Annotated in this window: 15 protein-coding genes; 7 read left to right on the top strand and 8 right to left on the bottom strand. The window is 67.9% G+C overall.

Features of this window, described 5'->3' with window-relative positions; translation table 11 throughout:
* Positions 1 to 337 precede the first annotated feature (337 nt).
* Both Sj15T_RS20155 and Sj15T_RS20150 read left to right on the top strand, forming a co-directional pair.
* Complete coding sequence (locus Sj15T_RS20155; RefSeq protein WP_013054107.1) at positions 338 to 1729, top strand: hypothetical protein; 1392 nt, start codon at positions 338 to 340, stop codon at positions 1727 to 1729.
* Between the two features lie 120 nt (positions 1730 to 1849).
* Complete coding sequence (locus Sj15T_RS20150) at positions 1850 to 4156, top strand: TonB-dependent receptor (protein WP_013054106.1); 2307 nt, start codon at positions 1850 to 1852, stop codon at positions 4154 to 4156.
* A 39-nt stretch (positions 4157 to 4195) separates the two neighbouring features.
* Here Sj15T_RS20150 and Sj15T_RS20145 read toward each other — a convergent pair whose 3' ends face one another.
* A complete protein-coding gene (locus Sj15T_RS20145) occupies positions 4196 to 5143 on the bottom strand; it encodes a quinoprotein relay system zinc metallohydrolase 1 (protein WP_013054105.1) in 948 nt (315 codons plus the stop codon).
* A complete protein-coding gene (locus Sj15T_RS20140; RefSeq protein WP_007684536.1) occupies positions 5140 to 5913 on the bottom strand; it encodes a quinoprotein dehydrogenase-associated SoxYZ-like carrier in 774 nt (257 codons plus the stop codon). The genes Sj15T_RS20145 and Sj15T_RS20140 overlap by 4 nt, the downstream gene beginning before the upstream one ends.
* A 105-nt stretch (positions 5914 to 6018) precedes the next feature.
* On the opposite strand from Sj15T_RS20140, the gene Sj15T_RS20135 reads away from it, so the two are divergent.
* The 4 genes from Sj15T_RS20135 (at position 6019) to Sj15T_RS20120 (ending at position 11212) form a co-directional block, all read left to right on the top strand.
* A complete protein-coding gene (locus tag Sj15T_RS20135) occupies positions 6019 to 6564 on the top strand; it encodes a rhodanese-like domain-containing protein (RefSeq protein ID WP_013054104.1) in 546 nt (181 codons plus the stop codon).
* Between the two features lie 326 nt (positions 6565 to 6890).
* On the top strand, positions 6891 to 7343 hold the full coding sequence (locus Sj15T_RS20130; protein WP_007684540.1) for a pseudoazurin: 453 nt from the start codon (positions 6891 to 6893) through the stop codon (positions 7341 to 7343).
* Between the two features lie 9 nt (positions 7344 to 7352).
* Entirely contained in the window at positions 7353 to 9305 is a 1953-nt protein-coding gene (gene acs / locus Sj15T_RS20125; RefSeq protein WP_013054103.1) for an acetate--CoA ligase, read from the top strand.
* 197 nt (positions 9306 to 9502) lie between these two features.
* Complete coding sequence (locus Sj15T_RS20120; RefSeq protein ID WP_013054102.1) at positions 9503 to 11212, top strand: ATP-binding protein; 1710 nt, start codon at positions 9503 to 9505, stop codon at positions 11210 to 11212.
* Positions 11213 to 11405: 193 nt separating this feature from the next.
* On the opposite strand, the gene Sj15T_RS20115 is transcribed toward Sj15T_RS20120, so the two are convergent.
* From Sj15T_RS20115 to Sj15T_RS20090, 6 genes are all read right to left on the bottom strand, one after another.
* Complete coding sequence (locus Sj15T_RS20115; protein WP_013054101.1) at positions 11406 to 12017, bottom strand: hypothetical protein; 612 nt, start codon at positions 12015 to 12017, stop codon at positions 11406 to 11408.
* A 173-nt stretch (positions 12018 to 12190) separates the two neighbouring features.
* Positions 12191 to 13993, bottom strand: coding sequence for a fatty acyl-AMP ligase (locus tag Sj15T_RS20110; RefSeq protein WP_013054100.1), 1803 nt, complete (start codon positions 13991 to 13993; stop codon positions 12191 to 12193).
* A gap of 121 nt (positions 13994 to 14114) precedes the next feature.
* A complete protein-coding gene (locus tag Sj15T_RS20105) occupies positions 14115 to 14981 on the bottom strand; it encodes a cyclopropane-fatty-acyl-phospholipid synthase family protein (protein ID WP_013054099.1) in 867 nt (288 codons plus the stop codon).
* The gene (locus tag Sj15T_RS20100) at positions 14978 to 15280 is read right to left on the bottom strand and encodes an acyl carrier protein (RefSeq protein WP_007684547.1); all 303 of its coding nucleotides are present in this window, start codon (positions 15278 to 15280) and stop codon (positions 14978 to 14980) included. The genes Sj15T_RS20105 and Sj15T_RS20100 overlap by 4 nt, the downstream gene beginning before the upstream one ends.
* Positions 15280 to 16071 (bottom strand): acyl-homoserine-lactone synthase, encoded by a 792-nt coding sequence (locus Sj15T_RS20095; RefSeq protein ID WP_041386865.1) that lies wholly within the window; start codon positions 16069 to 16071, stop codon positions 15280 to 15282. Before Sj15T_RS20095 ends, Sj15T_RS20100 begins: the two co-directional genes overlap by 1 nt.
* 119 nt (positions 16072 to 16190) lie before the next feature.
* Positions 16191 to 16739, bottom strand: a complete 549-nt coding sequence (locus tag Sj15T_RS20090; RefSeq protein ID WP_013054097.1) for a hypothetical protein — start codon at positions 16737 to 16739, stop codon at positions 16191 to 16193.
* 243 nt (positions 16740 to 16982) lie between these two features.
* Here Sj15T_RS20090 and Sj15T_RS20085 point away from each other — a divergent pair, with 243 nt between their 5' ends.
* Positions 16983 to 19175 carry a TonB-dependent receptor gene (locus Sj15T_RS20085; RefSeq protein ID WP_013054096.1) on the top strand — a complete coding sequence of 731 codons (2193 nt, stop codon included), beginning with the start codon at positions 16983 to 16985 and terminating at the stop codon, positions 19173 to 19175.
* Positions 19176 to 19214: the final 39 nt, after the last annotated feature.

Genomic DNA, 19214 nt, shown 5'->3' with positions numbered 1-19214 from the left:
GCGCCGGGATGCGGGGATAGATTCGGAAGGGTCTGGAACTGGCCAGTTGCGGTCATCAGTTTTCCGTCACCCCGGGCTTGACCCGGGGTCCCGCTGCCTTGAGCCGGGCGCGGACTCAGAAAGAAAGCGGGACCCCGGGTCAAGCCCGGGGTGACGAAATGGGGATTGGCCGCTCCCCACCCAGAGCGGTCAGTGCGTCCGGTCGATCATGGGTCGGGCCGATGCTCCCCCTCCTCCTTCCAAGGGAGGAGGCCCTAAGTCCAATTTCCGCTGCGGCCCAAGCGTTTCACTCTCTCTTCTGCCGGGGGCATTGACCGGCACAAAGAGGGAGGATGTTATGAAAAGGACGCTGCTCCTCGCGAGCGCGGCCATGGGGCTGCTTTGCGCGACTGCCACGCCGGCCATGGCCGGGACCACCGCCGACCTGCTGAAGCGGCTGCATGAAAAGGGTATCCTCTCCGACGAGGAATATCAGGAACTGCTGAAGAATGAGAGCGCGGAGGCGGCCGCCGCGCCGGCCGCGCCGCCGGTGACGCCGGACGCGTCGGGCGGCGGGCGGACCGTCCGCATGACCGACAGCGGCGTCGGCTTCGAAATGGGCGACATCACGCTCAAATTCTCCGGATCGGTCAACGGCTTCTACGTCCATGACGATGGCGAGGCGCCCAGCGCCACCAACAGCGTGGTCGGCGGCGTGGCGACGGTGGGCGGCAACAGTTCCGCCATCCGCAACGGCCTGCTGCCCGGATTCCTCAAGGTGGAGGTCATGACCAACCAGGGCGGATGGGATGTGGGCGCGCATTTCGGCATGTATCCCGGCATCAATTCGGTCAACTATGCGGCGGGCGGCGGCGCGAACAGCCCCGGCAATCCGCGCGGGCTGCAGACGGCGGGCATCGATTTCCGCCAGACCTACCTGACCTTCGGCCGGCCCGGTTTCGGCGAGGTGAAGATCGGCCGCGACATCGGCCTGTTCGCCTCCGAGCAGATATTGAACGACATCACCCTGCTGTCGTCGGGCACGCCGGCGGGCAATGTCGCGCCGTCCAACACCACGCTGGGGCGGATCGGCGTCGGCTATATCTACACCGATTTCCAGCCGCAGATCACCTATACCACGCCCAGCTTCAGCGGCTTCACGGCCAGCATCGGCATTTTCGAGCCGCTGTCGTCGCTGACCGGACCGGCGGAGTCGAACAAGGAGCCGGGCTTCCAGGGCAAGCTGGTCTATGACGGCAAGCTGGGCGGCGTGGCCACGCGCCTGTGGGCGGCGGGCATCCGGCAGAAGCATGACGTGATCGCCGGGCCGGACTATACCGGCTGGGGCTGGGACGCGGGCGCGAAGGTGACGGTGGGTCCGCTGACGCTGGTCGGCACCTATTATGACGCGTCGGGCCTCGGCACGACGGCGCTCAACCTGTTCGACACCGATGGCCTGGGCAACAAGCGCGACAGCCATGGATTCTATCTGCAGGGGTTGGCGAGCTTCGGGAAATTCTCTGCCGGGGGCAGCTATGGCGAGAGCAATCTCGACTATGCCAATGCCGCCGACGCGCTGGCGAACCCGACGCTGGTGGACAAGAATTCCAGTTGGGTCGGGCAGGTCCGCTATGGCCTGACGAGCTGGGTCACGCTGCTCGGCGAATATGTCCACACCAAGTCGGAAGCGCATAACGGCAACCAGGCGAGTTCCGACGCCATCGCGGCGGGGGCCATCCTGTTCTTCTGATCCCGACCGAAGGAACAATGTCACGGGGCGGGGCCGCATCCTAACAGGGGTGCGGCCCCATTTTTTTCATGGCTGGACAATGGCCTGGCCGTCGAGGAACAAAGAAGAAGAGGCGCAGGGATGAGGAAGGGCATGTGGCTGGCCGGCACGGCGTTGGCGATTCTGGCGGGGCAGGCATCCGTCCAGAGCGCATGGGCGGACAATGCCGACGCCGTCGAGGCGGAGCGGCAGCCGATCGTCGTCACCGCGCCCGGCGGCGCGATCGACGCGGACGATGCGCTGCGCCTGACCGGCGCGGACATCGGTCGCGCGGGGACGCCCGACCTGCTGGGCGCGCTCACCCGGTCCATCGCCGGCGTCACCCTGCAGGACGCGCAGGGCAATCCGTGGCAGCCCAATCTGGTCTATCGCGGCTTCACCGCCTCGCCGCTTCAGGGGCAGGCGCAGGGGCTGGCGGTCTATATCGACGGGGCGCGCTTCAACCAGCCCTTTGGCGACACGGTCGCCTTCGACCTGTTGCCGGAGGCGGCGATCCGCAGCGTCACCCTGTTCGACAGCAGCGCCGTCTATGGCCTGAACGCGCTGGGCGGGGCGATGGTGATCGACACCAGGACGGGCCTGAGCGATCCGGGGCTGGAGGCAAGCCTGACCGGCGGCCGCTTCGGTTCGCGGGAGGCGAGCGTGGCGGGCGGCTTCCGGAAGGGCGATTTCAGCGCCTTCGGCGCGTTCCAGTATAGCCATGAGGATGGCTGGCGCGACCATTCGCCCTCCACGCTCTACAATGGCTATGCCGATCTGGGTTTCGACACGGCGACGGGCGGGCTGCATCTGAAGTGGATCGGCGCCGACACGGACCTGACCGGCAATGGCGTCGCGCCGGTCGAACTGCTGGCGGCGGACCGGCGCGCGGTCTTCACCTGGCCGGACAATGCCAGGGCGCGCTATGGCCGGGTCAGCCTGCATCCCTGGGTCGCGCTGGGGGAGGGGACGCGGATCGAGGGCACGCTCTATGCCCAGCAGTTGAAGCTGCGCACGGTGAACGGCGACGCCGCCGACATAGAGGGGTGCGAGGACGGGCTGCTCTGCCTGGAGACCGTCGAGGGGGCGGACGAGGCGTTGCTGACCGATGCCGACGGCCGCGCGATCGCCGATGTGCTGGGCCGCGAGGGCTATGGCGTGCTGAACCGGGGGCGGCTCGACAGCCGGGCGATGGGCGCGCTGGTCCAGATCATCGACGAGCGGCCGTTAATGGGCGGGCGCAATCACCTTGCCGTCGGCTTGAGCCATGACACGAGCCGCAGCCTTTTCGGCGCGGCGACCGAACTGGGCGCGCTGACGGAGGATCGCGGCGTGGAGGGGCTGGGGCCGGCCATCGTCCAGGCGGACGGCGCGATCGGGCCGGTGGGCCTGGTCGCCCATGCCAGCTATTGGGGGCTGTTCGCGCAGGACCGGCTGCCGCTGACCGACCGGCTGTCGGCGGAGATCGGGCTGCGCTACAATCATGTCTCCATCGCGATGCGCGACCGGATCGGCACGGCGCTGAACGGCGATCATCGGTTCAGGCGGCTGAACCCCGGCCTGGAGTTCGACTATCGGCTGTCGCAGGGGCTGAACCTGCGGGTCGGCTATGCGCAGAGCAATCGCGCCCCGACGCCCGCCGAACTGTCCTGCGCCGACGAAAATGCGCCGTGCAGCCTCGCCAATTTCTTCATCGCCGATCCGCCGTTGAAGCAGGTCGTCGCCAAAAGCTGGGAAGCGGGCGCGGGCGGGCAGGGCCGATGGGGCGGGTTCCGGCTGGAATGGCTGTTGTCCGCCTATCGCACGCGCAACCGCGACGACATTCAGTTTGTCGCGTCCGACATCCGGGGGCGCGCCTGGTTCCGCAATATCGGCGCGACCCGGCGGCAGGGCGTGGAATTCACCCTAAAGGCGATGCGCGGCGGCCTTTCCGGGGCGTTCAGCTATGCCTTCACCGATGCGACCTACCGGCACGATCTGGCGCTTTCCAGCCCCGCCAATCCGGCGGCGGACGAGGACGGCGTGATCCTTGTCCGGCCGGGGGACCGGCTGCCCGGCATTCCGCGCCACAGCGCGACGCTGTCGCTGGACTATGCCGGGCGCGGCTGGTCGGTCGGCGGCGACCTGATAGCGCGGACGGGGCAATATCTGGTGGGCGACGAGGGCAATGACCAGCCGCGGCTGAAGGGCTATGCGCTGGTCAACCTGCGCGCCGGGATCGACATCGTGCCGGGGGTGACGCTGTTCGGGGAGTTGCGCAACGCGCTGGACCGCAGATATGCGACCTTCGGCACGTTCACCGACGTCGGGGAGGTGGAGATGGCGCAGGCGCCGGACGCGTCCGATCCCCGCGCCTATGGACCGGGCGCGCCGCGCCGCTGGTATGCGGGGGTGAAGGCGCGGTTCTAGGACGGATCGACATTCAGCCCTGACGGCCTGCAAATGGTGCTAGTCGGGGCGGTCGATGCGGGGCAGAAGCCGCGCCTCCAGCCCCGGATAGAGGTGCGAGACGCTGCGTTGCAGTTCATAACGCGCCGCCGCCATGGTCGCGAAGCGCGGCGGGATCGGCAGTTCGCCCGCCTCCACCATGTCGAGGCCCGATTGCACCGCCTGCGTCAGCGCATCCTCCAGCCAGTCGATCCAGTCGCGGGTCTGGGCGATGGCGGCCCGGCCGCCCGGATCGAACGGGCCGTGACCGGGGACCAGGCCGCCATGCGGTTCCCGCGCCAGCCGGTCGAGACTGGCGCGCCAGCCGGGGAGGTCGGCGGTCGGCGTGCTGGGCGCGCGGTCGTGGAAGACGAGGTCGCCGCCGATCAGCAGGCCGCTGCGTTCGTCCAGCAGCGCCAGGTCCGCGCCGCTATGGCCCGAAAGCGCCAGCAGCCGCAGCCCGCGCCCGCCGAACTCCTCCCGTCCGGCGGTGATCGTCAGGCCCGGCAGCACCAGTTCGGTGCCGCGCATCCAGTCGTTCAGCAGCCGGTACATGGCGTCCGAATAGCCCCGCCCCTCCCGCGCCAGCGCTTCGATCGTGCCGGGCAGGGCGGCGACGATTTGGGGATCGAAGGCGGCGATGCCCATGCCGTGATCGGGATGCAGATGGGTCACATAGACGCGGACCACCGGCTGGCCGGTCAGCCCCTCCGCCACCTTGCGCAGCGCCTGTCCATAGGCGAGCGATGGGCCGCAGTCGCACAGCACTGTTCCAGCGGGCGTGGCGATGACGGCGATATTGGCGATGGCGCCCCCATTGGCCGGCCCCATGGGCGCGTCCGCGCCGTGGATCATCCAGATGCCGTCCGCGACCGCGATGGGGGCAATCGCATAGCTGCCCCGCGCCTGCGCCGGCGTGACGGCCAGCGCCATGCTCCCCGCGATCAGCCTGCGCCGGGTCAGCATCATCGCGGCAGGGGCGACTGGCGCGCGACGGACAGCGTCGCGCGATAATCGCGTCCATTGGTGTCGCGGGCATCGACGGCCAGCACGTCGCCCGCCGCCGCGTGGGGAATCAGGGTGATGGCGGGATCTTCCGCGACCGAGGCCCAGATTTCCATCCGGCCCAGTTCGCGACCGGCGGCGTCGCTGACGGTCAGTCGCTCCAGATGATAGGTGGGAATGGCGTCGACCAGTCCGGTGTCCATCGGGTGGCGGAAATTGAGGCGCAGGCGGCTGGCGGGAACCGGCCCCGCGACGGGCCAGGCCTCGCCCCTGATTTCCCCCAGATGCTGCGCCCAGTCGCCCTTGACGCGGCTGACCGGGGGCGTCGAGCAGCCGCCGCCGGCCGCGTCGATCCAGCCGCCCGACACCAGCCATTCGCCGCTCGCCAGCTGCACCGCGCCGCGCACCGGGGTGCGCTGGTCCAGCTTGATGCGGGTGGCGAGATAGGCTTCGCCGTCCGTCGGGCGATAGTCGATGGCGATGGGAATGGGATTGAGGTCCGCCAGCAGGACGATGCGCCGGACGCCGGCGATGGCGCGGGCGTCGATGGCGACGGGGAAGCTGCGCTGGTTCTCCGCGATCTCAGGGAAGCCGACCTTCACCCGCGGATCGAAGCGGACCGGATCGTCGCCGAACAGCAGCTTCGCATGGGCTTCCCACATCGGCGAACCCAGCGGGTCGGCGGGCACGGATGCGCCCGCCCGCGCCGCCAGCGCGAGCAGGGCCAGGGTCATGGCTGCGCAGCTTCGCCTTTTCACGTCCTTCTCCCTTGGTGCAGGTCTACAGCCGGGCGCGATGCGCTACCATTGGCCCTTGGGTCGGATGGGGAGGGAGGCGGAATGAGAAAGACGATCTGGGCCGGAGCCTTGCTGCTTTGCGCGGCGCCCGTGGCGGCGGAACCGCTGTTCGGGCCTGACGGCTATCGGATCGCCGCCTATCGCGCGCCCGTTTCCCGTCCGCCCGACGGGGTCGGGCGGATCGCGCCGTCCGCCGCGGCGGCCCTGCGGCCGGGCCGGGATGCGCTGTTCCTGGACGTCCTGCCGGCGGAGGGCGGGCATCGGGAGAGCGACGGGCGCTGGCGGCTGGCGGCGCCGCATGAGAGCATTCCGGGCGCGCGCTGGTTCCCCGAAGCGGGGCGGGGCGTGCTTGCGCCGGGGATCGCGGCCTGGTTCGCAGGCGCCGTGCACCGGCTGACCCGCGGACGGCGGGATCGGATGCTGGTCGTCTTCTGCCGATCCGATTGCTGGATGAGCTGGAACGCGGCGCGGCGGCTGCGCGCCATGGGACATCGCAATGTCTGGTGGCTGGCGGAGGGGACGGACGGCTGGCGCGACCTGGGGCGGCCGCTGGTCCGGGTGATGCCGGAGGGGGGCTTGGCGCCTTAGGGGGCGTGCGGACGAATTCGAAATGCCGGGAATGGTCGATCCTAGACCTTCCCCTCCCGCAGGCGGGAGGGGCCAGGGGTGGGCGCGACCCCGGACTCGATCCGGGGGAGCTTCCGGCTTAGCCGATGGGAATAGCCGCTTATGTCGCGCCAGCCCACCCCCTAACCCCCTCCCGCTTGCGGGAGGGGGGATGACGGCGAACCCACCAAATCACCCAGTCGGGCGAGTCCTGCATGTGCCCACGCATCCTAGGACCAATGGCCCATTGCGGGGTTCCGCCGCGCTGCGTCATCTCTCGCCCAAGCATGTTTGCATGGGAGAGAGCCTTGACCGAGATTCGCATCACCCTGGGCGGCCTTGCCGCCGCCGCGCTCCTGACGCTGGCGCCGCTTTCGGCGCAGGCCAGGGAGATCATCGTCCACATGAAGAACCAGGGCGCGGAGGGCGCCATGGTGTTCGAGCCGTCCTTCGTGAAGGCGGCGGTGGGCGACACCATCCGTTTCCAGCCGACCCATCCCAGCCATAATGCCGAAACCATGGCGACCATGCTGCCGGCCGGCGCGACCCCGATGAAGGGCGCGATGAACAAGGAGGCGGTGCTGACCGTCACCAAGCCCGGCCTCTACGGCATCAAGTGCATGCCGCATTATTCGATGGGCATGGTCGCGCTGGTGCAGGTGGGCAAGGTCGCCCCGGCGGACCTCGCCGCCGCCAGGGCGGTGAAGCTGCCGCCCTTCGCCGCCAAGCGGATGACCGCCGCGCTCGCCAAGGTGAAGTGAGATCCGCCGATGCTGACCACGGCCCCCCATGTCTATCCCGTGCCGCCGGCCTGGTCGGCGGAGGCGAAGGTCGATGCCGCCGCCTATGCCGCGGGCTATCGCCGATCGCTGGATGACGCCGACGCCTATTGGCTGGAGCAGGCGAAGCGGCTCGACTGGCTGCGCGAACCCACGCGCGCCGACGAGAGCAGCTTTGCCGAAGGGGATTTCGGCATAAGCTGGTTCAGCGACGGCATGCTGAACGCGTCGGCCAATTGCATCGACCGGCATCTGGCCGAGCGCGGGGACCAGGCGGCGATCGTCTGGGAGCCGGACGACCCGGAGGAACCGGCGCGGCGCTTCACCTATCGGCAGTTGCATGAAGAGGTGTGCCGCTTCGCCAATGTGCTGAAGCGCGCTGGCGTGGGGCGCGGGGACCGGGTGACGCTCTACCTGCCGATGATCCCCGAAGCCGCCTTCGCCATGCTCGCCTGCGCCCGCGTCGGGGCGATCCATTCGGTGGTGTTCGGCGGCTTTTCGCCCGAGGCGCTGGCGGGACGGATCACCGATTGCGACAGCCGCATCGTCATCACCGCCGATGAGGGGCGGCGCGGCGGCAGGACCGTGCCGCTGAAGCGCAATGTCGATGCGGCGGCGGCGCTGGCGCCGGTCCTGAAGCGCGTGATCGTCGTCCGGGCGACGGGCGGGGACGTCGCGATGGACCCTGCGCGGGACGCCTATTATGACGAACTGGCCGCTGCCGTTTCCGCCGATTGCCCGGCGGAGGCGATGGCGGCGGAAGACCCGCTGTTCCTGCTCTACACCTCCGGATCGACGGGCAAGCCCAAGGGCGTGCTGCATTCGACCGGCGGCTATCTGCTCTGGGCGGCGATGACCTTCGACCTTGCCTTCGACCACCGGCCGGGCGAGGTCTTCTGGTCCTCCGCCGATGTCGGCTGGGTCACGGGCCATAGCTATATCGTCTATGGGCCGCTGGCCAATGGCGGCACCACGCTGATGTTCGAGGGGGTGCCGAACTGGCCGACGCCCAGCCGCATCTGGGAAGTGGTCGACCGGCATCGGGTGACGACGCTCTACACCGCGCCGACGGCGCTGCGTTCGCTGATGAAGGAGGGGGACGATCATGTGACCCGCACCAGCCGCGCCTCGCTGCGGCTGATGGGCACGGTGGGGGAGCCGATCAATCCCGAAGCCTGGCGCTGGTATCATGAGGTGGTGGGCGAGGGGCGCTGCCCGATCGTCGACACCTGGTGGCAGACGGAGACGGGCGGCCACATGATCACGCCGCTGCCGGGCGCAACGGACCTGAAGCCGGGCGCGGCGACCAAGCCCTTTTTCGGGGTGGAGCCGTTGCTGGTCGACGGCAACGGCGTCGCCGTGGAGGGCGAAGGCGAGGGCAATCTCTGCATCGCGAGAAGCTGGCCGGGGCAGGCGCGGACGGTGTGGGGCGATCATGAGCGCTTCTTCCAGACCTATTTCACGACCTATCCGGGGCTGTACTTCACCGGCGACGGCTGCCGCCGCGACGCGGACGGGGACTATTGGATCACCGGCCGCGTCGATGACGTCATCAACGTGTCGGGCCACCGCATGGGCACGGCGGAGGTCGAAAGCGCGCTGGTGCTGCACGAGGCGGTGGCGGAGGCGGCGGTGGTGGGCTTCCCGCACGACATCAAGGGGCAGGGCATCTACGCCTATGTGACGCTGAACAGCGGCGAGGAAGCGAGCGACGCGCTGCGCCAGGCGCTGGTCAAATGGGTGCGCGGCGAAATCGGGCCGATCGCGACGCCCGACGTCATCCAGTTCGCGCCGGGCCTGCCCAAGACCCGCTCCGGCAAGATCATGCGCCGCATCCTGCGCAAGATCGCGGAGGGCGAGGTGTCGGCACAGGCGCTGGGGGACATATCGACCCTGGCCGAGCCGGCCATCGTCGAGGAGCTGATAAGGGGCAGGGCTGGATAAAGGAAGCAGGATATGGCGGGAGAGGAGGCCCGTCCTCCCCTTGCGCGGCGGGTTCAGAGACGGTTTGTGGCCGCTCGCGGAAAGGCAGGCCGCCAGGGCTGAATGTCGATACAGCCTAAGCCGTTGATCATAATCGCTTTGTGATAGACCCGGTCCAATGATAGAAAGCTGCGCGGTTCCGATGCAGAAGGTTGTCTATGGACAGGAAACTGGCAAGCGAACGGGGCGCCGAGCAGAAGGCGCTGGCGGCCCGGTGGAGCATAGCCACCGAAGCCATGGAAGCGCTGGCCGGCGCCCGGTCCCTGGAGGCGATCACCCATGTCCTGCGGGCCTTTGCGCGGCGGGCCGTGGGGGCGGACGGCATCGCGGTCGTCCTGCGCGACGAGGACCAGTGCCATTATATCGCGGAAGATTCGATGGAGCCGCTCTGGGCGGGGCAGCGCTTTCCCGCATCGAGCTGCGTGTCCGGCTGGGCGATGGAGAATAATCGCACGGCGGTGATCCCCGACGTGTTCGACGATGAACGCGTGCCGGTGGAGGCCTATCGCACCACATTCGTGCGGTCGATGGTGATGGTGCCGATCGGCGGCGTCGAACCCATTGCCGCGCTGGGCGCCTATTGGTCCGAATTCGCGCAGCCCACCGACAATGAGATCGCGCTGCTGGAGGCGCTGGCCCGCGCCGCGTCCACCGCGCTGGAAAACGGGCGGTTGTTCGCGTCGCTCGAAGCGCTGAACGAACAGCTTGAACGCCGCGTCCGGGAACGGACCGCGGAACTGGAACGGTCGCAGGACAGCCTGCGCCAGGTCCAGAAGCTGGACATGCTGGGCCAGTTGACCGGCCATGTCGCCCATGATTTCAACAATCTGCTGATGCCGATCGTCGGCGGGCTGGACCTGATCCTGTCGGGCAAGCGGACGCCGGAATCGATCGAGCGGCATGCGACCATCGCGATGCAGGCGGCGGAGAGCGCCCAGACGCTGGTGCAGCGGCTCCTGACCTTCGCCCGCCGGCAGCCGCTGACCGCAACGGCGGTGGACCTGCCGGACCTGCTGGGCGGAATGGGGGCCTTGCTGGCCAGCACGCTGGGGCCGCGGATCGCGCTGTCGGTCGACCTCCAGCCGTTGCTGCCCCCGGTGCGGGCCGATGCCCATCAGTTGGAGGTGGCGCTGCTCAACCTGGCCGTCAACGGCCGCGACGCCATGCCCGACGGCGGCGCGCTCAGCATCCGGGCGGAGGCGCGGCAGAGCCGCCTGCCCTCCGCGCTGGCGCCGGGCCGCTATGTCTGCCTGACCGTCAGCGACACGGGCGCCGGCATGACCCCGGCGGTCAGGGCAGCGGCGATGGAACCCTTCTTCACGACCAAGCCGTCCGGCCATGGCACGGGGCTGGGCCTTTCCATGGTCCACGGCCTTGCCGCGCAGCTTGGCGGCACGGTGGAGATCGACAGCGTCGTGGGGCAGGGCACCAGCGTGCGGCTGTGGCTGCCGGTCGAGCGGACGCCCGCCGAGAGGCCCGATCCCCCCGTCGTCGAGGAAGGGGCGAAGGCGCGTTCGGGCAGGGTGTTGCTGGTGGACGACAACGATCTCGTCCGGAACAGCACGCGGGAAATGCTGGTCGAAATGGGCTATGAGGTGGTCGATACCGACCGGGCGGAACGCGCGCTCGGCATGATCGAATCGGGCGACCGGCCCGACATATTGATCACCGACCATATCATGCCGGGCATGACCGGGGTGGAACTGGCGCTGCGCCTGAGGGCCGATCATCCGCAGATCGCGCTGCTGATCATATCGGGCTATGAGGGGGTGGACCTGATCGCGCCCGACATCACGCGCCTGTCAAAGCCGTTCCGGCAAAATCATTTGCAGGCCTGCATAGCCGCGGCGCGGGCGCAGGCGGCCTGATCCGGACGCTGTTTCCGGGGAGGGGGGCGCTTGCTTCTGCGCAGGCGGGGGTCCAGTTTTTGAAATTGCGCGGTCATGCAAGGGCGGGACTGGGCTCTCACCAGCCACGCGTCTCATTCGCGTGCCTGCGCAGGAGCACGTGGTGAGATGCGGGGGACGATGTCTCCATCCTCATGAGCGGCGAGGCTTCGCCTCAGGAACCGAGCGCCTGGTTGGGATCGACCGTCCTGATGCCGCCGGGCGCTTCCCGGCCTTCGGGCGGGGCGGCGACGGCGGGTTCTGGCGGGGCGGTAGGCCCCAGGGAAACCTCCCTGTCGACATAGACCTCGAACAGCGTGCCGGCGGGCAGCTTGACGTCCTTTCCGCGCACGATGACCGCCAGCGGCAGGAAGACGATGCCCGCGCCGACCGCGCCCAGGGTGCCGGACTTGCCCTGGGAACTGCGCTGGCCGCGCACCGGCACGTCCATTCCCCCCGTCCTGACGGTGCTGACCTTGATGTCGAGCTTGCCGGAACGGCCGAGCAGGCCATTGTCCCTGACCCGGCTGACCTCCCCCACCGCCGGGCTGCCGGCGGGGATGAGCGTCACGCCGCCGATGGTCACGGGCCTGGCCACCGCCAGTTCGATCCTGTCGCCGACGCGGGCGGACTTGGAGGAGATGTCCTGGCGCGTCTCCAGTTGGATCGCCATGCCTTCGGGAAGGATCGTCGATTGGGCGAGGGCGGCGGGACCGGCGGCGGCCAGCATCAGGGGGATGGCGGCGATCCATGAGCCGCTCCGGCGGCTCGGCGACATGCCAGTCATCGGCTCATCCTCTTCGCTGCGGGCCGTGGCCGCCCGGTCCAGCGCAATTTACGCCTGCCGGGCCGGGGCTTCAAGGAATGAGTCCGCTTTTTCGCGCATGGACCTTCAGGCTGTATCGGCATTCAGCCCTGGCGGCCATTTTCGGCTCGCCATCTTCTGAATGTCGATACAGCCTAGCGGGCGGCGGACATCCCCTGCCCGGACGGCCCGAACGCCTGGGCGAGCGGCCCCGCCATGCCCAGGACGGTGAGTTCCCCGTCCATCAGCATCCTGCCCGCCTGCTTGCGCTGCACCTTGCCGCTGGTCGTCCGGGGGATGGCGCTGGCGGGCACCATCGCCAGATCGGTGATCGCCAGTTCCAGCCGTTCCATGGCCAGGGCGCGCAGCCGGGCGGCGATGTCCTGGAGCTTCTCTTCGGACAGGGACCGGGCCTCGTCCCGCTTCATCTCCGCGATCAGGACGATATGCTGCGTGTCGCCCACCTCGATCTCCACGGCGGCGGCGCTGGCCTGGCCGACCGTTCCGGACAGTTCCGACCAGATCTGCTCGACATCGCTGGGCGCATGGTTGCGGCCGCGCACGATGATCACGTCCTTGAGGCGGCTGACGATGTAAAATCCGTCCGCCGTGGAAAAGCCGAGGTCGCCGGTCCGCAGGAACGGGCCGCCTTCGTCCAGCCGGCCGAAGCTCGCCTGCGTCGCGGCGGGATTGTCGACATAGCCGGCGGTGATGTGCGGGCCGCGCAGCCAGATTTCGCCCACCGCGCCGTCGGGCAGCGGATCGCCGGTTTCGGGATCGACGATCCGCGCCTCTCCCCCCGCCATGGCCGGGCCGCAGCAGGCGAGGTCCAGCACGGCGTCGCCGCCGGCGCTTTCCTCCGCCCGTCCGGCGGCCAGGGCGCGGCTGTCATAGCTTTTGACGATGGGGTCGCTCCGCGGCGGGACCGCGATGGTCACGAGGGTGGATTCGGCCAGGCCATAGCAGGGCAGGAAGGCGCGCCTGTCGAAGCCCGCATCGGCGAAGCATTCGGCAAAGCGGTCGAGCGTGGCGGGCCGCACCCGCTCCGCCCCGTTGAACGCCACGCGCCAGCCCGACAGGTCCAGCTCGTCCGGCATGCCCCGCCGCGTTGCGTAGTCGACGCAGAGGTCGTAGCCGAAATTGGGGCCGCCGCTGGTATGCGCGCGATGGCGGGAGATGAGTTGCAGCCAGGACATCGGCCTGTTGATGAACGCGGCGGGCGAGGTGATCACGCAGGTCGAGCCCAGGAACAGCGGTTGCAGGATGTTACCGAACAGCCCCTGGTCGTGATAATGCGGCACCCAGCCGACGAAATGGGAATCGCGGTCGTGGCCGAAGGCGGCGCGGATCATCGTCTCATTGGCGATGATGTTGCCATGGCTGATCATCACCCCCTTCGGGTTCGACGTGGTGCCGGAGGTGAACTGGAGCACGGCGAGCCGGTCGGGCGCGAGCGCCAGCGGCGAGAAGGCGTGCGATTCGGCCGCGAGCGCGGCAAATTCCAGATAGCGCACCGGGCCGGCGGACAGGGCGGCGGACAGTTCCTGCCCGAACAGGCCCGCCATGCCGTCGTCCAGCAGGATGCAGTCGGGCCGGATGTCGCCCAGCATGTTCAGGATGTTCTGAAGCCGCGCCTTGCGCCGACCGACCGGGGCGAGCGGAATGGCGACGCCGCCGACCGCGAGGCAGGCGAGCAGCGCGAGCGCGAAGTCGGTGCCCGCCGAGAAGAGGAGGGCGACCCTTGGACCGGCCTGCCCCTCGGCCGCCAACCCCCGTGCCGCCAACCCCCGCGCCTCCAGCGCGCCGGCAAGCTGCCTGACCCGCGCCGCCGCCTCTGCATAGGTCAGGCTGCTCTGCGGGCCGTCGCCCTGGTCGAATATCAGCGCCGGGCGATCCGGATCGCTGTTTCCATGGTCGAGGACGATGTCGACGATCGACCGGCTGAAGTCCATCTGCATCTTTTTTCTGCGAACCCGATGCTTTTAGAGCGTTTTCACATGGAGCGGAAAACGCCCTGTCTTTTTGATGCCGGGATTTTCCCGTCATTGACCCTCGACGGTCAACCGGAAAATGCCCTGGTCATTCCGTCGCGAAGGCTATCCGAAGCAGGCCGATCTTCCGCATGCGGAAACCGGCGGCCGACATGCGCAGATAGCGGGAATATTTCTCGACCGGATGGATCGCCGGATCGACCACCCCGCCGCGCACCGCGCCGCGCAGCCGGTTGCTCCACATCTCGCAGGTGCGCGCATAGTCCAGCCCGTCGTCGCGCAACCGCTCGATGCGGAACAGGCCCTTGGACGCGACCACGATGTCCTCCAGCGTCGGCAGTTCCGCCGCCGGGAAGATCTCGTTCGCGATGAAGGGATTGGCGTCCTCCGGCGACATCCTGCCATAGGCGATGGTCTGGAGCGACAGGCGGCCCTTGCCCGCCATCCAGTCGCGGCAGGCCTGGAAGAATTCGCGATAGACGCCGCGGCGTTCCTCCACGCTCTGCTGCGGATGGGCGAAATGTTCGAACGCGCCGACGGAGATGATCGCGTCGAACGGCCTGTCGGGACGATAGTCGTGCCAGTTGGAGAGGACGGCGCCGATGCCGGGATCGCCCAGTTGCCGGATATAGGCGAGCTGTTCCTCGCTCAGCGTCAGGCCGACGCATTCGGCGACGCCATGCGTTCGCCGCAGGTTGCGCATCATGCCGCCCCAGCCGCAGCCGACGTCCAATATCCGCATGCCTTCGCCCGCGCCGACCGATTGCGCATGATAGTCGAGCTTGCGCTGCTGCGCCTCCTCCAGCGGGGCGTCCTTGGACAGGCCGTCCCACATCGCGCTGGAATAGGTCATGCTGGGGTCGAGCCATGCCGAATAGAAGTCGTTGCCGACATCATAATGGTGGCGGATGGCGGCGGCCGAGCCGCCAAATTCGATCTGTTCGTCCTGGATCATGGCTGGACGCCGCCCTGCTGCGCCGCCATGTCGCTGACCGCCGCGGCGATGCCCGCCGCCGCGTCGCGGATCGCCTCCGCCTCGAACAGCAGTTCCAGCGGCAGTTCGTCGGGCAGGTTGAGCCAATTCTCCAGCTCCACCATCAGCGAGATCGCCTTGGCCGAATCGATCCCGAAACTGTCGAACGGCGCATCGGGCGAGACGGCGGCGGGCGCCACGTTCACGATTTCCGCGATGCGGGCAATGATCCAGCTTTCGATTTCCCCTGCCGATGCCTGTCGAATAAGGTCGGAATTCATCAATGTCCCCCTGAAGCCGAACGAGTTGTCCCGAATCTGCCATAATAGACGTCCGCCCCTGTGGTGGCGGACGGGTGCGTGGCGGAACCGATCTCCGGCTGGGCGGCGATCTTTTGCAGTTCCGGATGCTCCCGCGCCAGCCGGGCCGCGGCGACATGCGCATTCTCCTCCCCTGGAAGAAGCCGGTCGACGGTGACGTGCGAAGGCCTGGGCAGGCCCCACATCTGACGCATCTCGTCCAGCGCGGCCTGCGACACCTCCACCTCATAGGCGACGGCCTCCCCCTGGCCATAGTCCATGGCGGAGCCGAGCAGGGTCAGTTTCCAGCCGACGCCGTAGCAGAAGCTGAGCATGCGGACGTCGGTGAAGCCCACGCAACGGTCGATCCCCGCCTCATAGGCCAGTTCCAGCGGCGCGATCATGCACGCGGCCTTCCGTCGCAGATTGTGGCGGCGCATGCCCCGCTCAATGCAGAATCCCCGGCTCAGTTCCCAGGTGCGCCCGTCGTCGATGGGACGGATGCCGGCCGGCAGCACATGCGAAAAATGGTCGAGCAGCATCGAACAGTCGTCCGTGGGGCGGAAACGCAGCCCCATGACGACCCGGTTCTCGGTCGAAAAGCCGATGATGTTGCTCGCGCGCGCATCATCATATTCGTCATGTTCCAACCCGTCCCTGACCCTGAGATCCCAGCCGAGCTGGTTGACGAACACCTCCGCGCGGACTTGGTGCAAATCTCTGATCTCGTCCTGGTAAAGTGCGGAATTGTTCTTCGAAATCAGATGAATCAAATCCGTTCGCCCCCCGCATGCAGCGGCAGCGCCTGTAACATATTATACGGGGCAGGTCATCGGAAAGTTGCAGCGCGAAAGGCCGTGCGCGCCGTAAGGGAACCCTCGATGCAGGGCGCTCAGGCGGCCTGCTTCCGCCGGGCGCGCTGGACATGCACCTTCACCGCCTGGACGGATCGGTCGAGCGCCTCGGCAATGTCGAGGTCGCACAATCCGGCCTGCCGCTGGTCGAGGCAGAACTGCTCGGTCTCCGTCAGGGAAGAGGCGGTCAGATCGTCCCGCGCATCGAGCAGGGCGATGCCCCGGCAGAGGTAGAGCGTCGCCATGGCGTGCAGGTTTGCGCGTTCCTCCGGGCTTTCGAGCATGCTGATCAGGCGGATCTCCACCTCATAGGACCGTTCGTCCCAGCCGGTGATCGGAAAGCAGATCTGCGGCAGGACTTCCGGCTGTGCGATCGGGCCGCACCAGCCGGTCTCGCCGAACAGGAAGCGCCGTTCCCCATCGCCGACAGCGTAGCAGGCATGGCTCGCCGCCTGGAGGCCCAGCGCCTGGCTGAAGCGCGTCACGAGGCTGTCGATGCCGAGCGTGTCGTCGATCCCCGCGATGAAGTCGGCCGCGGTGGTCGAACTTCCGGCGCGAAGCTGGGTGCTGGGGATATATTCGCTCATGGTTCCTCACGCGGCATATGCCTGCCGTCATGCCGCGTCAGGTCTTAAAAGCGGGTTAAGCCTGCCTCCCTGCCGCCCGCTTCCTGTTTGCGGCGGAACGGGCGTTCGCCGGGGTGCGAGGCCGCCGGCCGCAGGCCGCAAGCTCGTCCGATCCGGAGCCGGACGCAGGAAGAGTTTAACCAGCGGTTTACCAAGTCCGCCTATTATCGGCGGATTGAAAAAATATAGCGGGTTTCGTGGGCGATGACGAATTTTGGGTACAGGCGGCGATGGAAGTGGGCACTTCTGGTTTCCGCGACGATCGAACTGGCAGCTTCCGGCACGGCCTGGGCGCAGGCCCCGGCCGATGCGGACATGCGCGCCGACATCACGGTGACGGCGCGCAAGGTGCCGGAACCGCTGCTGAAGGCGCCGCTGGCGGTCACCAGCATTTCGGGCGATTCGATCGTGGCGGCGGGGTTGCAGACCATCACCGACCTGACCCGCATGGCCCCCAATGTCGACATCAGCGGGGGTATTGCAGGCCAGTTGCAGGGGCAGATCTCGATCCGCGGCATCTCCACCCTGGTCCGTAATATCGGGCTGGAAACCGGCGTCGGCATCTATGTGGACGATGTCTATGTCGGCCGGCCGGAAAATTTCGTCCAGCATCTTCTGGATGTCGACCGGGTGGAAATCGTGCGCGGCCCGCAAGGGACGGAATATGGCAAGAACACCATTGCGGGCGTCGTCAACGTCCAGACGAAGCAGCCCGACGCCGATCCCGGCGCCTCCATCCGCCTGGACGCGGGCAATTACGATTACAGGCGGGGTGAGGCGGTGCTGGGCACGCGCCTCAACGAACGGCTTTCGGTGCGCGGCGCGGTCGCCTATGCCCGGCAGGACGGCTTCTACAAGCATCTGTCCGGCGGCAAGGATGCGGGATCGACCGACCTGCTGACCTGGCGGCTGTCGGCCAAATATGCGCCGACCGACCAACTGTCCTTCATCGCCCGTTGGGAGGGGCTGCGCGACCGCGGCACGCCCGCCTTCTTCCAGGCGGACGCGCTGGCCGGTTATCCGGCGGATTTCCCTTCGCGGGAGCCGCTGCACATCAACAACAACCGGCCCAACCGGCTGCACCGCGACAGCCAGGGCATTTCGATGAGGACGGAATGGGCATCGGACGCGATCACGCTGACGGCCATCACCGCCTATCGCGATTCCTCCTATCATGCTTCGCTGGACGACGATCAGGAGCAGGTCGACTTCGTCTCCGCGGACAATTTTAGCGACGATTCCCATTTCTTCAGCCAGGAACTGCGGCTGGCGGGCGGCACCGGCAAGCTGCGCTATCTGCTGGGCGCCTATTATTTCGACCAGATGGTGCGCACCGACCGGGGCCTGGGTCTGGGCGCCGATACCGGCGTGCCGGGCGAACCGATGCTGACCACCAAGGGCAGCGTCAAGACGGAGAGCGGGGCGCTGTTCGGGCGGCTCGACTATGAACTGACCGATCGCCTGTCGCTTTCCGCCGGCCTGCGCTACACCAGGGAGAAGAAGCGCGCCCATTTCGTCCAGGATGACGCCAGCGGGACGGGTATCTTCACCTATCTGGGCTTCCCGAACCTCACCTTCGACGGCCGGTCGACCGATGACGACCTGTCGCCCAGCGCGACCATTTCCTATGAGGTCGTGCCGGACGCCAATGTCTATGCGCGCTTCTCCCGCGGTTTCAAGAGCGCGGCTTACAATGTCGACCTCGCCTCCTCGCTGGGCGGGCTGACCGCCAGCCCGGAAAAGGCGACCAGCTATGAGGTCGGCTTAAAGATGCTGACGCTGGACCGGCGGATGCGGCTGAACCTTGCCGCGTTCCACACCGATTACGACCGGTTGCAGGTGTCGCAGGTGCTGGGCAGCGGGCTGGCGCTCACCAATGCCGGCCGCGCGCAGGTGGAGGGCGTGGAAGGCGAGCTGTCGCTGCAGCTGACGTCCCGGCTGCAGCTGGAGGGGAATGCCGCCATTCTGGACGCACATTATAAGAGGTTCGACAATTGCGGCGTTCCCGCATCGGTCATTCCCTCCGTCGGCAGCCCCAGCACCGACTGCACCGGCAACGACCTGGTGCTGGCGCCCCATTTCACCGGCTATGGCGCCGTCAGCTATGAGGTTCCGGTGCGGATCGGCACGATCTTCGTCCGCGCGGATGTGGATCACCGGTCGACCGTCTATTTTGAGCCGACCAATTCGGACGCCTTCAAGGCCGGGCCGCGCACGCTGGTCAACCTGCGTTTCGGCCTGCGTCGCGGGCAGTGGGACATCGCCGCCTGGGTGCAGAACCTGACCGACAGGATCTACAAAACCTATGCCGACGACCGGTCCGGTCTGGGCGTGTACCGAACGGCGGCATACGGGCCGCCGCGCACCTATGGCGTCAGCCTTTCGGCGACATTTTAGAACGTTGCGCTTGGGCGTGCTGGCTATGGCCCATATGGC

The sequence above is a fragment of the Sphingobium sp. TA15 genome, assembly GCF_037101235.1.
GTDB classification, from domain to species: domain Bacteria; phylum Pseudomonadota; class Alphaproteobacteria; order Sphingomonadales; family Sphingomonadaceae; genus Sphingobium; species Sphingobium indicum.
The sequence above is the reverse complement of the archived record's forward strand: the minus strand, read 5'-3'. Positions and strand labels throughout refer to the sequence as shown.

Bases quoted from the DNA above. Each gene is read 5' to 3' on its own strand.
- Sj15T_RS20085 (WP_013054096.1), top strand. From the start codon at position 16,983: ATGACGAATTTTGGGTACAGGCGGCGATGGAAGTGGGCACTTCTGGTT.
- Sj15T_RS20155 (WP_013054107.1), top strand. From the start codon at position 338: ATGAAAAGGACGCTGCTCCTCGCGAGCGCGGCCATGGGGCTGCTTTGC.
- Sj15T_RS20115 (WP_013054101.1), bottom strand. From the start codon at position 12,017: ATGACTGGCATGTCGCCGAGCCGCCGGAGCGGCTCATGGATCGCCGCC.
- Sj15T_RS20100 (WP_007684547.1), bottom strand. From the start codon at position 15,280: ATGAATTCCGACCTTATTCGACAGGCATCGGCAGGGGAAATCGAAAGC.
- acs (WP_013054103.1), top strand. From the start codon at position 7,353: ATGCTGACCACGGCCCCCCATGTCTATCCCGTGCCGCCGGCCTGGTCG.
- Sj15T_RS20105 (WP_013054099.1), bottom strand. From the start codon at position 14,981: ATGATCCAGGACGAACAGATCGAATTTGGCGGCTCGGCCGCCGCCATC.
- Sj15T_RS20150 (WP_013054106.1), top strand. From the start codon at position 1,850: ATGAGGAAGGGCATGTGGCTGGCCGGCACGGCGTTGGCGATTCTGGCG.
- Sj15T_RS20110 (WP_013054100.1), bottom strand. From the start codon at position 13,993: ATGCAGATGGACTTCAGCCGGTCGATCGTCGACATCGTCCTCGACCAT.
- Sj15T_RS20135 (WP_013054104.1), top strand. From the start codon at position 6,019: ATGAGAAAGACGATCTGGGCCGGAGCCTTGCTGCTTTGCGCGGCGCCC.
- Sj15T_RS20145 (WP_013054105.1), bottom strand. From the start codon at position 5,143: ATGATGCTGACCCGGCGCAGGCTGATCGCGGGGAGCATGGCGCTGGCC.
- Sj15T_RS20120 (WP_013054102.1), top strand. From the start codon at position 9,503: ATGGACAGGAAACTGGCAAGCGAACGGGGCGCCGAGCAGAAGGCGCTG.
- Sj15T_RS20140 (WP_007684536.1), bottom strand. From the start codon at position 5,913: ATGACCCTGGCCCTGCTCGCGCTGGCGGCGCGGGCGGGCGCATCCGTG.
- Sj15T_RS20090 (WP_013054097.1), bottom strand. From the start codon at position 16,739: ATGAGCGAATATATCCCCAGCACCCAGCTTCGCGCCGGAAGTTCGACC.